Raw genomic sequence first — 15,407 nt, 5'->3', positions numbered from 1 at the left:
CATCTCTGTTTTATTGATTGCGACGCGCCTCAACGGCCGAAACGCATTTGGTAATCACGTCGGCCGCATGGCTGACGCATTGCCCAATCTTGACCCGAATAATGGTTTTTCCCGCAAACCGTTCTTCTTCTTCAATGGCGCGGTCGGCGGCAATCAGTACAAAATCAGCGTCGGCAATATCCTGCTCCGAAAGGCGGTCCATAATGCCCAGCGCCCCCTGCTGCTCAATATTGACCCGATGCCCGAGACGCGCCCCCTCTTTTTCCAGCGATTTAGCGGCCATCGGCGTATGGGCCAGACCGGCAATACAGGAAGTCACTCCCACAATATTCATATCTGCTCCTTTATTTCGATGCGTGACTGCATAAAGTGAAACAACTCATCTTCATCGTTGGCGGCGAATAAATAGGCTCTGAATTCGTCTTCAACAATTTGGCTGGCAAGGCTATTGATGATTTTTAAATGCAAAAACTGCGCGCCGGATTCCGGCACCAGCAGGCCGAAAATAATCTGTACCGGCTGACCGTCGAGGCTTTCCCAGGGAATCGGCTGCTGCAGGCGGATAAAAATCACCCCGGCCCGGGAGACGTTGGCGGTTTTGGCGTGAGGAATGGCTATCTGGTTCTCAAAACCGGTGGAGTATTGCTTCTCTCGCTCCCACAGATCGGCTTCAATTTGCGCTGCGCTTTCGGCCCAGCCCTGCGCCACGGCATGGTGGGCCAAAAAACGGAAAATAGACTGCTTATCGGCGAAAGTCTGATTGAGAAAAATGTTGTCCCGAGCAATGAGCATTGACCTACCTCTCCATGCGTTTATTCCCGATTAGATTGCGTCAATACTAGGCTTTCTGGTGCACGCAAACTGAGCGCCGTTTTCCGCCCGCAGGAGGAAACGCGTTCTTTATCACGAGGGGAAAAAAGCGAGCGGAGTCAAAAAAATGCCGCGATTTGTGATGGGAAACAGGTTTGCCCCGGCGTCGCTATGCTCGGCCGGGCTACGGGAAGAAATAGAGAGATTACCCTTTCAGCTTCGGATCCAGCGCGTCGCGCAGCCCATCGCCCAGCAGGTTAAACGCCAGCACCGTCAGGAAAATGGCCAGCGCCGGGAAGACCGCAACGTGCGGTGCAATCACCATATCAGCACGCGCTTCATTGAGCATCGCCCCCCATTCCGGCGTTGGCGGCTGTGCCCCCAGGCCGAGGAACGACAGGCTGGCGGCAGAGATGATCGACACGCCAATACGCATGGTAAAATAGACCACAATCGACGATACGGTGCCCGGCAGAATATGCTGGAAAATGATCGCGCTGTCGCTGGCGCCAATGCTGCGCGCCGACTCAATAAAGGTCTGTTGCTTGAGAACCAGCGTATTGCCGCGCACCAGACGGGCAAATGCCGGAACGGAGAAAATCGCCACGGCGATGATCACGTTGGTCATGCCGCTGCCCATAATCGCCACCACCGCGATGGCCAGCAAAATACCAGGAAAGGCGAACAGCACGTCGCAGATACGCATGATGATGCGATCCCACCAACCTTCGTAGTAGCCCGCCACCAGCCCCAGCACGGTGCCGATAAGCGAACCCATCAGCACCGCGAAGACACCTGCAGTCAGCGAGATCTGCGCACCAACCAGCACACGACTGAAAATATCGCGCCCCAGCGAATCCACGCCGAACCAGTGAATCAGCGACGGCCCTTGATTTAGCCTGTCGTAGTCAAAATAGTTTTCCGCATCGAAAGGCGCAATCCACGGCGCGACCACCGCCACCACAATCAGCAGCAGAACAAAAATGCCCGAAGCCATTGCCACCGGTTGCTGGCGAAAGCGCCGCCAGAACTCCCGCCACGGCGTGCGCTGCGAGGCTGCCTGCATTACCGGCATGGCGCTCAGCACAGCCTGTCGACGCCAGTTGAATAATCGCACGTTATTTATACCTGATAGCCGGGTTAATGGCGGCGTAAAGCACGTCCACCACTAAGTTGATAAGAATAAACTCCAGCGAAAACAGCAGCACCTCGGCCTGAATCACCGGGTAGTCGCGCATTTCCACCGAATCGACCAGCAGGCGTCCCAGCCCCGGCCAGTTAAACACCTTTTCGACCACGATAGAGCCGCCGAGCAGAAAGCCAAACTGCAGCCCCATCATGGTGACCACCGGGATCATCGCGTTACGCAGCCCGTGTTTGAGCACCACCACCTTTTCGCTGACGCCTTTGGCGCGCGCGGTACGCATATAGTCCTCATTCAGCACGTCAACGAACGAGGCGCGGGTGAAGCGTGCCATTACCGAAGCGACGGCGGCGCCCAGCGTTAATGAAGGCAAAATATAGTGTCGCCAGCTGTCGGCGCCCACGGTCGGCAGCCAGCCCAGTTCGACGGAGAAAATCTGCATCAGCAGCATCCCGAGGGCAAAGGCCGGGAACGAAATACCGGTCACCGCCAGCGCCATGCCCAGGCGGTCCGGCCAGCGGTTGCGCCAGACGGCGGCGGCAATGCCCGCGCCCATGCCGAACAATACCGCCCAGCCCATGCTAGCGAGCGTCAGCCACAGCGTGGGGAAAAAGCGGCTGGCAATCTCTTCCGATACCGGACGACGGGAAACCATCGACGTGCCAAAATCGCCCTGCACGGCATGGCTAATGTAGTGCCAGAACTGCACGTACAGCGGCTGATCCAACCCCAGCTGTTGGCGCACCATGGCAATCACCTGCGCGTCTGCCTCCGGGCCAGCAATCAGCCGGGCCGGGTCGCCGGGCAGCATGTGGACAAACAAAAACACCAGCACCGCCACGATAAACAGCGTGGGGATCAGGCCGAGCAGGCGTTTAATCACATAGTTGAGCATGACTCTCCTTGCCGATGACTCCCTGCCCCTTCATGAGGCAGGGAAACGTCGCTTACTTCAAATCCGCGTCGTCAAAGCTAAACCCGGTATCCGGCATAATATAGAATCCGGTCAACGACTTGCTGTGCGCTGATACCAGTTTCTCCACCACCAGCGGCACCCACGGCGACTCTTTCCAGATAGTATCCTGAACCGCCTTATACAGCCGCGCTTTTTCGTTGCTGTCGGTGGTTTGCAGCGCGGCGCTGAGGTCTTTATCGACTTGAGGGTTGCCGTAGAACGCAGTGTTAAACTGCGTTGGCGGCCAGTTTGAGGAGGCAAACAGCGGCGACAGCGCCCAGTCGGCTTCACCGGTCGAGGCCGACCAGCCGGTGTAGAACATTCTCACACCGCTCTCTTTCTGCCCCTTGCCTTCCACTTCCGCCGCACGCTGCCCGGCGTCCATCGCGGTGACCTGCGCTTTAATGCCAATTTGCGCCAGCTGCTGCTGGGTAAACTGCAGCACCTTCTGCGCGGTGCTGTGATTATGCGATGACCACAGCGTGGTGCTAAAGCCGTTCGGGTAACCCGCCTCTTTCAGCAGTTCACGGGCTTTCGCCGGGTCGTACGGCCACGGTTGATATTGCGTTGCGTAGGCAATCGACGGCGGCACGACGCCGGTAGCCGGTGTCGCGTAACCCGCAAAGGCGACCTTGACCAGCGCCTGACGGTTAATCGCGTAGTTGATGGCTTCGCGTACCTTTGGGTTGTCGAACGGTTTTTGCGTCACGTTCATGCTGATGTAGCGCTGCATGATTGACGGGCTGGCCACCAGCTCAAGCTGGCTGTTTTTCGCCAGCAGCGCCGCCTGCTCGTAAGGGATCGGGAAGGCAAACTGCGCTTCACCGGTTTGCAGCATCGCCGCGCGGGTATTGTTGTCGACCACCGGACGCCAGGTAATGGAGTCCAGCTTCGGCAGCCCTTTTTGCCAGTAATTGGCGAACTTGCTGACCTTCACGAAGTCGGTCTGATTCCAGGTATCCAGCTGGTACGGCCCGGTCCCTACCGGATGGAAGCCAATCTCGTTACCGTATTTTTTCAGCGCCGCTGGCGAGATCATCGCCGTTGCCGGGTGGGCGAGAATATTGATAAACGCCGAGAACGGCTGCTTGAGGGTGATTTTCACCGTCTGCGGATCGACAACTTCGGTCTTATCAATGTTCTTGTACAGGTTATAGCGCTTGAGGTGGCTTTCTGGATTGCTGGCGCGATCGAGGTTGACCTTCACCGCCTCGGCGTTGAAATCAGTGCCATCCTGGAATTTGACGCCCTGGCGCAGCTTGACGGTATAGACCTTGCCATCGTCCGACACCGTGTAGCTTTCCGCCAGCACATTCTTCAGCTTCATCTCTTTATCCAGGCCGAACAGCCCCTGATAGAAGGATTTCGCCACCGCCTGCGACAGCGTGTCGTTAGCGTCATACGGGTCGAGGGTGGTGAAGTTGGAGCCTACCGCCACCACCACATCTTTGGCCGCGAACGAGGAAGCGGAGGCCAGCGCTGAAGCCACCCCCAGTGCAACCAGCCATTTACGTGAAACGCGTTGTGTCATGTTGTCCCCTGCCTATGGTTTTATTATCGATTTATCAGCGCACTGCTTGCCGGTTCGCGGGCCACATAGTGCCCCGGCGCCACCTGTTGCAAACTGATCGGTTCTACCTCTTCGCCCCGTCTGTAGATATTGCCCGGCAGCTCATCCGACAACAGCACGCGCTGCGGACGTTTGTGCGCCGGATCGGCCACCGGCACGGCGGCCAGCAGCTTGCGGGTATAAGGATGCTGCGGATTTTCAAAAATTGCGCGTCGCGGGCCAATCTCCACAATTCTCCCGCGGTACATCACCGCCACGCGATGGCTGATGCGTTCCACCACCGCCATATCATGGGAAATAAACAGAAAAGCGATGCCCATCTCCCGCTGCAACGACAGCAGCAGGTTGATAATCTGTGCGCGAATGGAAACATCGAGCGCCGACACCGATTCATCAGCAATCACCACCTTCGGTTGCAAGGCCAGTGCACGGGCAATGCAGATACGCTGCCGCTGGCCGCCAGAAAACTCGTGCGGATAACGCCAGGCGTGTTCCGGCTCCAATCCGACGCGCTGCAAAAGCCATTCAACTCGCTGCTGGAGCGCTTCGCCTTGCAGCACCCCGTGCACGCGCAGCGGCTCCATGATCGAAAAGCCAACCGTATGGCGCGGATCGAGTGAAGCGTAAGGGTCCTGGAAGATTATCTGAATATCGCGGCGCAGCGGCTGAAGCTGGTGAGCGGAGAGCAGATCGATACGCTCGCCGTTGAAGGTAATCGTGCCCTTCTGCGATTCCACTAACCGCAGCAGCGCGCGCCCGGTCGTGGATTTGCCACAGCCAGATTCGCCCACCAGCGCCAATGTTTCGCCGCCCCACAGGTCAAAGCTGACATTTTCCACCGCATGCACTTCACGGGTGACGCGGTTAAGCACGCCGCCGCGTAGCGGAAAGCGCGCCACCAGGTTACGCACCTGAAGAATCGGCTTGCCCTCCACCACCGTTTTTTGCTGCTGAGGCTCAATCTCCGGCGCGTTGAGTTCAGGGAAACTGCGCGGATAGTCGCTGCCGCGCATCGCCCCCAGCCGGGGAACCGCCGCCAGCAGACGACGGGTATACGGATGCTGCGGCGCGTTAAAGATAGCCTCAACGCTACCGGTCTCCACCACCTCCCCCTGATGCATCACCAGCACCCGGTCGGCGATTTCCGCGACGACGCCCATATCGTGGGTGATAAAAATCACCCCCATCGACATCTCTTGTTGCAGCACGTTGATAAGCTGGAGAATTTGCGCCTGAATCGTGACGTCCAGCGCGGTCGTCGGCTCATCGGCAATCAGCACCGCCGGGCGACATGACAGCGCCATCGCGATCATCACCCGCTGACGCATACCGCCGGAAAGCTGGTGCGGGTAGCGCGACAGCATGGTCTGCGCCTCAGGAATGCGCACTTTATCGAGCGTTTTTTTCGCCTCAATCAGCGCCTCTTCGCGGCCCAGCCCCTGATGCAGGCGGATAGACTCGGCAATCTGCTCGCCGATGGTGAACACCGGGTTAAGCGACGTCATCGGTTCCTGAAAAATCATCGCGATGTCGGCGCCGCGCACGCTGCGCATCTGCGCGGGCGTCTGTTCCTGCAGTTCGATCACTTCGCGATTGCGCCGCCGCAGCAGCATTTGGTCGCACTGCATCTGGCTGTTGGACTGTTCCAGCAGCCGCATCAGCGCCAGCGCCGTCACGGACTTGCCCGAACCAGACTCGCCGACAATCGCCAGCGTCTCTCCCCGGTTCAGATGAAAAGAGAGTTGATGCACGGCGCGCACGGACTGCTTGTCCTGGCGAAACGCGACGTTCAGATTCTGAATACTCAGCACCTGCGTGACATCAAGCTCGTCGGAATGCGGCACGGTGACTCCTTCTATTCGCGATAAATGCCAATCGTAGGCGTATCCCCGGCATAGGCCCAGGCGCGATACATCCCCTCGCTGTTAAACGGCAGCACGACGTTGCCCTCGCGATCGATAGCAATCAGACCACCGCTGCCGCCCAGCGCGGGCAGTTTTTCCATCACCACCCGTTCGCAGGCTTCCAGCAGGCTGAGATTGCCGTATTCCATTAGCGCGGCAATATCGTAAGCCGCCAGCGTGCGGATAAATACCTCGCCGGTGCCGGTACAGGAGACGGCTACGCTGGCGTTGTTGGCATAGCATCCCGCGCCGACCAGTGGGCTATCGCCCACCCGCCCTGGCAACTTGTTGGTCATGCCGCCGGTCGACGTCGCCGCGGCAAGATTGCCGTTGAGATCTAATGCCACCGCGCCGACGGTGCCCATCTTCTGCCGTTCATCAAGCGGCGCGTCGTGGTCGAGAATAAACTCGCCGTTGCTGCGAGCCTCGATAAGCTGCTGAAAACGCGCGTCGGTGGAGAACAGCGAATTCTCGACCAGCTCGACGCCCTGCGCCTGAGCAAAAGCCTCTGCCCCTTCGCCAATCAACATCACATGCGGGCTATTTTCCAGCACCAGCCTGGCCGCCAGTACCGGGTTACGCAGGCGCTTTACCCCAGCGACGGCGCCCGCCTGCAGCGAATTGCCGTCCATCACGCAGGCGTCAAGTTCATGCGTTTCATCAGCGGTAAACACCGAGCCGATCCCGGCGTTAAACAGCGGGCACTCCTCCAGCTGGCGAACCGCTTCGGTCACCGTATCCAGCGCGCTGGCACCGGACTCCAGCATCCCCTGCGCATGCTCGACAATGCCGGACAGCGCGGTGACATATTCGCGCTCTTTTTCCGCTGACATCTGCTGGCGGCTTATCGCCCCTGCTCCGCCATGAATCGCAATGACTGCCTTACCCATTCGTTATCCCTTACGTCATTTTATTTATAAATATCATTATAGTGACTCTGTTCCTATATCAATTTTGAATATAGAAAGAGCGTCCGGAAATGTCAGGGTACACCACAGGTGGCATACAGTCTGCGGGGGTTTTCTGCCATAATGTGCGGATTCGAACGTTTCCCGCAGGAGTTTACCCATGGATTTTACCGCCGGACTGATACCGCTTGATACCGCGCTCGCCCAGATGCTTGAGCAGATTAGCCCGCTTCGAGAAAGCGAGTCGGTGCCGCTGTTACAGGCCTTTGGCCGTATTACCGCAGGCGATGTCATCTCTCCATTGGACGTGCCGGGTTTTGATAATTCGGCGATGGATGGCTACGCGGTGCGCCTCGCCGACCTCGCGGCGCAAACGCCGCTGACGGTAGCGGGTAAAGCCTTTGCCGGGCAGCCGTTCCACGGCGAATGGCCTGCCGGAAGCTGCGTGCGCATTATGACCGGCGCGCCGATTCCCGCAGGCTGTGAAGCGGTAGTGATGCAGGAAGAGACCGAGCAGACCGACGCCGGTATCCGTTTCACCGCGCCGGTGAAGCCGGGGCAGAATATTCGCCGTCGCGGCGAAGACATCGCCAACGGCGCGGTGGTTTTCCCGGCGGGTACCCGCCTCACCGTCGCCGAGCTGCCAGTGCTGGCGTCTCTCGGCATTGCCGAGGTGAACGTGGTGCGTAAAGTGCGCGTCGCCCTGTTCTCCACCGGTGACGAACTCCAGCTACCGGGCCAGCCGTTGGGCGATGGGCAAATCTACGACACCAACCGCCTGGCGGTGCATCTGATGCTCGAACAGTTGGGCTGCGAGGTGATTAACCTCGGGATTATCCGCGATGACCCGGAACAGCTGCGCCAGACCTTTATTCAGGCCGACCAGCAGGCGGACGTGGTCATTAGCTCCGGCGGCGTTTCCGTTGGCGAAGCGGACTACACCAAAACGATTCTCGACGAGCTGGGTGAAATCAGCTTCTGGAAGCTCGCCATCAAACCGGGCAAGCCGTTCGCCTTCGGTAAGCTAAGTCACAGCTGGTTCTGCGGTCTGCCGGGTAACCCGGTCTCCGCGGCGCTCACCTTCTACCAACTGGTGCAGCCGTTGTTGGCCAAACTGAGTGCGGGCAGCAACGCCACGCAGGCTCCGCGCCTGCGCGTGCGAACTACCGATCGGCTGAAAAAATCCCCAGGCCGCCTCGACTTCCAGCGCGGCCTGCTGACCCGCGACGCCAACGGCGACCTTACCGTGTCCACTACCGGTCATCAGGGCTCGCACATTTTTAGCTCCTTCAGCCAAGGCAACTGCTTTATCGTACTGGAGCGTGAGCGCGGCCACGTCGAAGCTGGCGAATGGGTAGAGGTTGAGCCCTTTAACCATCTGCTGGGAGGTCTGTAATGGCCGCCGAACTCAGCGATGCCGAGATGCTGCGCTACAACCGGCAAATCATCCTGCGGGATTTTGATTTTGACGGCCAGGAGCAGTTAAAGGCCTCGCGTGTGCTGGTTGTCGGTCTGGGTGGGCTGGGCTGCGCGGCGGCGCAATATCTGGCCGCCGCGGGAGTTGGCCAACTCACTCTGCTTGATTTTGACACCGTGGCGCTCTCTAACCTGCAACGCCAGACGCTGCATAGCGACGCCACTATCGGTCAGCCCAAAGTCGACTCCGCCCGCGACGCGCTGGCGCGCATTAACCCACACGTCACGCTGGTGACCCACAACGCATTGCTGGAAGAGGCGGCGCTATGGGCGTTGATTGCGGAACATGATTTAGTGCTCGACTGTACCGATAACGTCACCATTCGTAACCAGCTGAATGTGGGCTGCTTCCGGCATAAAGTCCCGCTGGTTTCCGGCGCGGCGATTCGCATGGAAGGGCAAATTTCGGTGTTTACGTATCAGGAAGGCGAGCCGTGCTACCGCTGCCTGAGCCGTCTGTTCGGCGAGAATGCCCTCACCTGCGTGGAAGCGGGCGTGATGGCCCCGCTGGTTGGGGTGATTGGCGCCATGCAGGCGATGGAAGCGATTAAGGTGCTGACCCACTACGGTACGCCTGCGGCGGGGAAAATCGTGATGTATGACGCGATGCGCTGCCAGTTCCGCGAGATGAAGCTGATGCGTAGCCCGACGTGCGAGGTGTGCGGGTCGGGAGCTGCGTAGCCCCTCATCCATGCCCTCAACAGCCTCATACACAAATCCCGGAAGCAGTTATCAGCCAGGGTGAGATATATTTGGATACATCACTCTGTTGCGCTCCTTTCAGCTCTCGCCACATAAATTGCGCGGGCGCAGGGAGCGCGCAAGGGGCGGCCAGTCGCCGCCGCCCCCTGCCCCCCCCGGGCTCTGGCGGCAAAATCGCCGCTGCGCGGTTCCCTCAGCTTATCCCTTTCGGCTTTCGGGTCGGGCGCGAGGTAACATCCCTGTAAAGCCGCGCCCTCAGCCCACATCCCTGTGGGCTGACCCGGCCTTCAGGGAACGCTTCGGCGATTTAGACGCCACCAACACCAATGCGGTCTTTTAGTTAACAGCAAAAACCAGAGCTACTGAAACCGATGAGTCCCCGCTGGAAATCGGCGAGCCGGAGAATGGAAGGCAAGGTCAGGACGCCATGGATGGCGGACTGAGGCGAACCGAGACAGGATGTCGAGTTTCGCCGTGCCGCAGGCTGGAGTTCGTAGGCGAGCGCAGTGCGAAGCACCGATTTCCCTGCGGGGCCGCGGGGATTGTCAAGGGGGGCGCGGCCGCCCCCCTTGGCCCGTTCACCGGTGATAGAACGTCATATTCCACCCAACGTAAAGTGAACGGAACACTTCCCCTTACTGACAGATATTCGGTCCTGTCCTACATTTGTGTGTAAGTGACTGGAAGGTACCGATCGTGCCAATAGAGAAAGTATTACAGCGACGTACGACCAAACGCCGTTTGCCAGTCCTGCTCAAACTTCGCCACTGCGGCATCCACCGCCGGATAGCTGATCAGCTGCTGCGCGACGTCCAGCGGCAAGGTAATCGACTGGCAGCCTGACAGCAGGCAGTCCAGCGCCTGACGCGGAGTCTTAAAGCTCGCCGCCAGTACTTTCGACTGTGGCGCATGCAGAGTCAGCAGATCCTGTAATTCACACACCGTCTGAATACCATTTCCTCCCTGCGCATCGACGCGGTTAACGTAAGGCGCGACATATTCGGCCCCCGCCAGCGCCGACAGCAGACCCTGCGCTGCGCCGTAAACGGCGGTGCCCAGCGTCGGAATTCCCTCTTCTTTGAGCAATTTAATGGCCGCCAGCCCTTCCGCCGTCACCGGCACTTTGACCACCAGGTCCGGAATAATCGCCCGCAGCTTATGCGCGTCCGCCACCATGCCGTCGGCGGTTGTCGCCATCACCTGGGCAAATAAACGGCCTTTACCGCCCATCGCTTCCAGCAGTTCCGGCAACAGCACATCCAGCGGTTTTTTACCTGCCGCCACAATGCTTGGGTTGGTAGTCACGCCCGCCAGCGGGAAAACACGCGCCAGCTTTTTAACTGCCGCCACGTCAGAGGTGTCGAGATAGAGTTCCATGATGATTCCTTAAACCGTGATGTTTAGCATGGAATAACCTTACCACAGCAAAACCTCTTCTTAAGTTGACGCACATCAAGATAACTTTCATTCGAAAGTATTTTAATCTTTATACGAAAGATGAGGGCAGCATATGATTTTCAACATTCAGCGCTATTCCACCCACGATGGCCCCGGTATCCGTACCGTGGTTTTCCTGAAAGGCTGTTCACTCGGCTGTCGCTGGTGCCAGAACCCGGAGAGCCGCGCGCACAAACAGGATCTGTTGTTCGATCCGCGCCTGTGTCTCGACGGTTGCGATCTTTGCCAACAGGCCGCACCATCGGTCATTGAACGTGCGCTTAACGGTCTGGTTATTCATCGGGAAAAGCTCGATCAAACGCAGCTTGATGCGCTGACCGACTGCTGCCCGACTCAGGCGCTGACCGTCTGCGGCGAAGAGAAAAGCACCGAAGAAATTATGACCACCGTGCTGCGCGATAAACCGTTTTACGATCGCAGCGGCGGCGGTATGACGCTCTCCGGCGGCGAACCGTTTATGAACCCGGAACTGGCGCTGGAACTGTTGAAAAGCGCCCATGATCAGGGCATCCACACGGCGGTAGAAACCTGCCTGCATGTGCCATGGCGCTACCTGGAGCCCGCGTTGCCCTATATCGACCTGTTCCTCGCTGACCTGAAGCACGTAGACGAAGCACGCTTCAAGCAGTGGACCGACGGTTCGGCCAAACGCGTGCTCGACAACCTGAAACGTCTCGCCGCCGCCGGAAAACAGATAACCCTACGCGTACCGCTGATTCAGGGCTTTAATGCCGATGAAAACTCCATCAAAGCGATTGCTGATTTTGCCGCCGACGAGATGCCGGGCGTGCGCGATATTCATTTTCTGCCGTATCACACGTTGGGTATCAACAAATATACCCTGCTCGGCCTTCCCTACTTTGCACCCGACAAGCCGCTGAACGACCCGGCGCTGCTGGATTTTGCCCAGCAGTACGCCCGCGAAAAAGGGTTAACGGCGACACTACGAGGATAAAAACCATGACCACTCTGACTCTCGACAAACTGACCGACCGCATCAAAGCTCACAAAACCGCGCTGGTACATATTGTTAAGCCGCCGGTCTGCACCGAACGCGCACGCCACTATACCGAAGCGTACCAGCAGCATCTGGATAAACCGATTCCGGTACGCCGCGCGCTGGCGCTGGCCCACCATCTGGCGGAACGCACCATCTGGATTAAACATGACGAACTGATCGTCGGTAACCAGGCAAGCGAAGTGCGCGCCGCGCCCATTTTCCCGGAATATACCGTCAGCTGGATTGAAAAAGAGATCGACGACCTGGCCGACCGCCCCGGCGCCGGATTTGCGGTGAGCGAAGAGAACAAACGAGTACTGCATGAAGTGTGCCCGTGGTGGCGTGGCCAGACCGTACAGGACCGCTGCTACGGCATGTTTACCGATGAACAGAAAGCGCTGCTGGCCACCGGCATTATTAAAGCCGAAGGTAATATGACCTCCGGCGACGCCCACCTGGCGGTGAACTACCCGCTGCTGCTGGAAAAAGGCCTCGATGGCATGCGCGCCAAAGTCGCCGAGCGTCGTACCCGCATTAACCTGACCGTACTGGAAGACCTGCACGGTGAGCAGTTCCTGAAAGCCATTGATATCGTACTGGAAGCTGTGAGCCTGCACATTGTGCGTTTCGCCGAGCTGGCGCGCAAAATGGCCGCCGAAGAGTCTCGCGAAAACCGCCGCGACGAGTTGCTGGCGATCGCCGAAAACTGCGATGTGATTGCCCATCAGCCGCCGAAAACCTTCTGGCAGGCGCTGCAGTTGTGCTACTTCATCCAGCTGATTCTGCAAATTGAGTCCAACGGTCACTCGGTGTCATTCGCCCGTATGGACCAGTATCTGTATCCGTACTACCGCCGCGACGTTGAGCTGGAACAGTCGTTGGATCGCGAACACGCTATCGAGCTGCTGCACAGCTGCTGGTTGAAGCTGCTGGAAGTGAACAAAATTCGCTCCGGCTCGCACTCCAAGGCCTCTGCCGGTAGCCCGCTGTATCAGAACGTGACCATCGGCGGCCAGAAGCTGGTCAACGGCGAAGCGCAGGACGCGGTCAACCCGCTCTCTTACGCGATTCTGGAATCCTGTGGCCGCCTGCGTTCCACACAGCCAAACCTGAGCGTGCGCTATCACGCCGGGATGAGCAACGACTTCCTCGACGCCTGCGTGCAGGTCATTCGCTGCGGCTTTGGCATGCCGGCATTCAACAACGATGAGATCGTGATTCCAGAATTTATCAAACTGGGCGTTGAACCTCAGGATGCCTATGATTATGCGGCTATCGGCTGTATTGAAACCGCCGTTGGCGGTAAATGGGGCTACCGCTGCACCGGGATGAGCTTTATCAACTTTGCCCGCGTGATGCTGGCCGCGATGGAAGGCGGTCGCGATGCCACCAGCGGCCAGGTCTTCCTGCCACAGGAACACGCGCTGTCGCAGGGTAACTTCGCCAACTTCGAGCAGATGCTGGCCGACTGGGATAGCCAGATTCGTTACTACACCCGTAAATCCATTGAGATTGAATACGTGGTCGACACCATGCTGGAAGAGAACGTGCACGATATTCTGTGCTCGGCGCTGGTTGACGACTGCATTGAGCGGGCGAAAAGCATTAAACAGGGCGGCGCGAAGTACGACTGGGTTTCCGGCCTGCAGGTGGGGATCGCCAACCTCGGCAACAGTCTGGCGGCAGTGAAAAAACTGGTCTTCGATCAGGGGCTGATTGGTCAGCAGGAGCTGGCAAAAGCGCTGGCGGAAGACTACGAAGGGCTGACCCACGAGCAGCTACGTCAGCGTTTGATTAACGGCGCGCCGAAGTACGGCAACGATGATGACAGCGTCGACGCCCTGTTGGCCCGCGCCTATCAGACCTATATCGACGAACTGAAGCAGTATCACAACCCACGTTACGGTCGCGGCCCGATCGGCGGCAACTATTACGCGGGCACGTCTTCCATTTCAGCGAACGTCCCGTTTGGCGCGCAGACCATGGCAACCCCGGACGGCCGTAAAGCGAAAACCCCGCTTGCTGAAGGCGCCAGCCCGGCTTCCGGTACCGACCATCTTGGCCCAACGGCGGTGATTAGCTCCGTCGGGAAGCTGCCGACCTCGGCGATTCTCGGCGGCGTGCTGCTGAACCAGAAGCTGAACCCGGCGACGCTGGAAAACGAAAGCGACAAGCAAAAGCTGATGGCGCTGCTGCGTACCTTCTTCGAAGTGCACAAAGGCTGGCATATTCAGTACAACATCGTGTCGCGCGAAACGCTGCTGGAAGCGAAAAAACATCCGGATCAGTACCGTGATTTGGTGGTGCGCGTAGCGGGGTATTCGGCGTTCTTTACCGCGCTGTCGCCGGATGCGCAGGACGATATTATTGCGCGTACTGAGCATACGCTGTAAGTCGGCGCATTTCCCTCTCACCCTAACCCTCTTCCCTCAGGGGAGAGGGAACCGATCGGCGCCGTTGGACCCTCACCCCGGCCCTCTCCCTTCCAGGGAGAGGGCCGGGGTGAGGGTCCAACGCGCACAGCGACCCACCGCCTTTCTTTCAAATGAAATAAATTTGTGCTTTATCTCACATTGTAATTAAATTGTTTCTGGCCGAAGTTACACCAGGAGCATCCCGTATGACCGTTAAAGTTATCGTCACCGATATGGACGGAACTTTTCTTAATGACGCCAAGACCTACGACCGTTCGCGGTTTCTGGCGCAGTTTGAACAGCTTCAAGCACGTGGTATTGAGTTCGTTGTCGCCAGCGGCAACCAGTATTACCAGCTGATTACCTTCTTCCCTGAAATTCGGGATCGCATCTCTTTTGTCGCGGAAAACGGCGCGCTGGTGTACGAGCACGGGCAGCAGCTTTTCCACGGTGAGCTCACGAAACATGAGTATCAGACGGTGATTGGCGAACTGCTGAAAGACCCGCAGATGTATTTCGTCGCCTGCGGTCTGGAAAGTGCTTATATCAGCGACAGCGCGCCAGATGCGCTGGTCGAACTGATGTCCAAACACTACTACCGCTTAAAGCGCGTGGCGAACTTCCACGACGTCGACGATAAGATGTTCAAATTCTCCCTGAACCTCCCGGACAGCGATATCCCCGATCTGATTGATAAGCTGCACGTCTCCCTCGACGGCATTATGAAGCCCGTCACCAGCGGCTTCGGCTTTGTCGATCTCATCATTCCCGGCATGCACAAAGCCAACGGCATCAGTCGCCTGCTGAAGCGCTGGCAGCTTTCGCCGCAGCAGTGCGTGGCGATTGGCGATAGCGGCAACGACGCCGAAATGCTCAAGCTGGTGAAATATTCCTTCGCCATGGGCAACGCGGTCGACAGCATTAAGGCCATTGCGGACTACCGGACCGACGACAACAACCACGACGGTGCGCTGAACGTCATTCAGTCCGTGCTGGACGGCACCGCCCCCTTCTAATTCTCTTCCTTTGTAGGCCTGATAAGCGCAGCGCCATCAGGCGCCTCCGT

The 15,407-nt window shown here is 58.3% G+C and carries 13 protein-coding genes; 5 read left to right on the top strand and 8 right to left on the bottom strand.

Annotated features, from left to right (window positions below; translation table 11 throughout):
- Positions 1 to 10: 10 nt before the first annotated feature.
- The 7 genes from K7B04_RS13045 to iaaA all read right to left on the bottom strand — a co-directional run bounded on the left by K7B04_RS13045 (position 11) and on the right by iaaA (position 7,273).
- Entirely contained in the window at positions 11 to 334 is a 324-nt protein-coding gene (locus K7B04_RS13045) for a fructose PTS transporter subunit IIB (RefSeq protein ID WP_064548527.1), read from the bottom strand.
- Positions 331 to 792: a fructose PTS transporter subunit IIA gene (locus K7B04_RS13040; protein ID WP_064548525.1), complete on the bottom strand. Its 462-nt coding sequence runs from the start codon at positions 790 to 792 to the stop codon at positions 331 to 333. Before K7B04_RS13040 ends, K7B04_RS13045 begins: the two co-directional genes overlap by 4 nt.
- A 223-nt stretch (positions 793 to 1,015) precedes the next feature.
- Entirely contained in the window at positions 1,016 to 1,927 is a 912-nt protein-coding gene (gene gsiD / locus K7B04_RS13035) for a glutathione ABC transporter permease GsiD (RefSeq protein WP_065355603.1), read from the bottom strand.
- A gap of 1 nt (position 1,928) precedes the next feature.
- The gene (gene gsiC / locus K7B04_RS13030) at positions 1,929 to 2,849 is read right to left on the bottom strand and encodes a glutathione ABC transporter permease GsiC (protein WP_064548521.1); all 921 of its coding nucleotides are present in this window, start codon (positions 2,847 to 2,849) and stop codon (positions 1,929 to 1,931) included.
- A gap of 52 nt (positions 2,850 to 2,901) precedes the next feature.
- Positions 2,902 to 4,440, bottom strand: a complete 1,539-nt coding sequence (gsiB, locus tag K7B04_RS13025; RefSeq protein ID WP_163447023.1) for a glutathione ABC transporter substrate-binding protein GsiB — start codon at positions 4,438 to 4,440, stop codon at positions 2,902 to 2,904.
- A 23-nt stretch (positions 4,441 to 4,463) separates the two neighbouring features.
- Entirely contained in the window at positions 4,464 to 6,323 is a 1,860-nt protein-coding gene (gene gsiA, locus K7B04_RS13020; RefSeq protein WP_163447025.1) for a glutathione ABC transporter ATP-binding protein GsiA, read from the bottom strand.
- 11 nt (positions 6,324 to 6,334) lie between these two features.
- Positions 6,335 to 7,273, bottom strand: a complete 939-nt coding sequence (gene iaaA, locus K7B04_RS13015; protein ID WP_163447027.1) for a beta-aspartyl-peptidase — start codon at positions 7,271 to 7,273, stop codon at positions 6,335 to 6,337.
- Between the two features lie 178 nt (positions 7,274 to 7,451).
- On the opposite strand from iaaA, the gene moeA reads away from it, so the two are divergent.
- The gene (gene moeA / locus K7B04_RS13010) at positions 7,452 to 8,687 is read left to right on the top strand and encodes a molybdopterin molybdotransferase MoeA (RefSeq protein ID WP_167576333.1); all 1,236 of its coding nucleotides are present in this window, start codon (positions 7,452 to 7,454) and stop codon (positions 8,685 to 8,687) included.
- Complete coding sequence (gene moeB / locus K7B04_RS13005; protein WP_163447031.1) at positions 8,687 to 9,448, top strand: molybdopterin-synthase adenylyltransferase MoeB; 762 nt, start codon at positions 8,687 to 8,689, stop codon at positions 9,446 to 9,448. Before moeA ends, moeB begins: the two co-directional genes overlap by 1 nt.
- A 735-nt stretch (positions 9,449 to 10,183) precedes the next feature.
- On the opposite strand, the gene fsa is transcribed toward moeB, so the two are convergent.
- Positions 10,184 to 10,846 (bottom strand): fructose-6-phosphate aldolase, encoded by a 663-nt coding sequence (gene fsa / locus K7B04_RS13000; RefSeq protein WP_163447033.1) that lies wholly within the window; start codon positions 10,844 to 10,846, stop codon positions 10,184 to 10,186.
- A gap of 133 nt (positions 10,847 to 10,979) precedes the next feature.
- On the opposite strand from fsa, the gene K7B04_RS12995 reads away from it, so the two are divergent.
- The 3 genes from K7B04_RS12995 (at position 10,980) to K7B04_RS12985 (ending at position 15,357) form a co-directional block, all read left to right on the top strand.
- A complete protein-coding gene (locus K7B04_RS12995; RefSeq protein WP_223802210.1) occupies positions 10,980 to 11,882 on the top strand; it encodes a glycyl-radical enzyme activating protein in 903 nt (300 codons plus the stop codon).
- 5 nt (positions 11,883 to 11,887) lie between these two features.
- Positions 11,888 to 14,320: a formate C-acetyltransferase/glycerol dehydratase family glycyl radical enzyme gene (locus K7B04_RS12990; RefSeq protein ID WP_167576337.1), complete on the top strand. Its 2,433-nt coding sequence runs from the start codon at positions 11,888 to 11,890 to the stop codon at positions 14,318 to 14,320.
- Between the two features lie 227 nt (positions 14,321 to 14,547).
- On the top strand, positions 14,548 to 15,357 hold the full coding sequence (locus tag K7B04_RS12985) for a Cof-type HAD-IIB family hydrolase (RefSeq protein WP_223802209.1): 810 nt from the start codon (positions 14,548 to 14,550) through the stop codon (positions 15,355 to 15,357).
- Positions 15,358 to 15,407 lie beyond the last annotated feature (50 nt).

It is taken from the genome of Kluyvera sp. CRP (assembly GCF_019930565.1).
Taxonomy (GTDB): domain Bacteria; phylum Pseudomonadota; class Gammaproteobacteria; order Enterobacterales; family Enterobacteriaceae; genus Kluyvera; species Kluyvera georgiana_A.
This window is presented reverse-complemented; position numbering and strand designations above follow the sequence as displayed.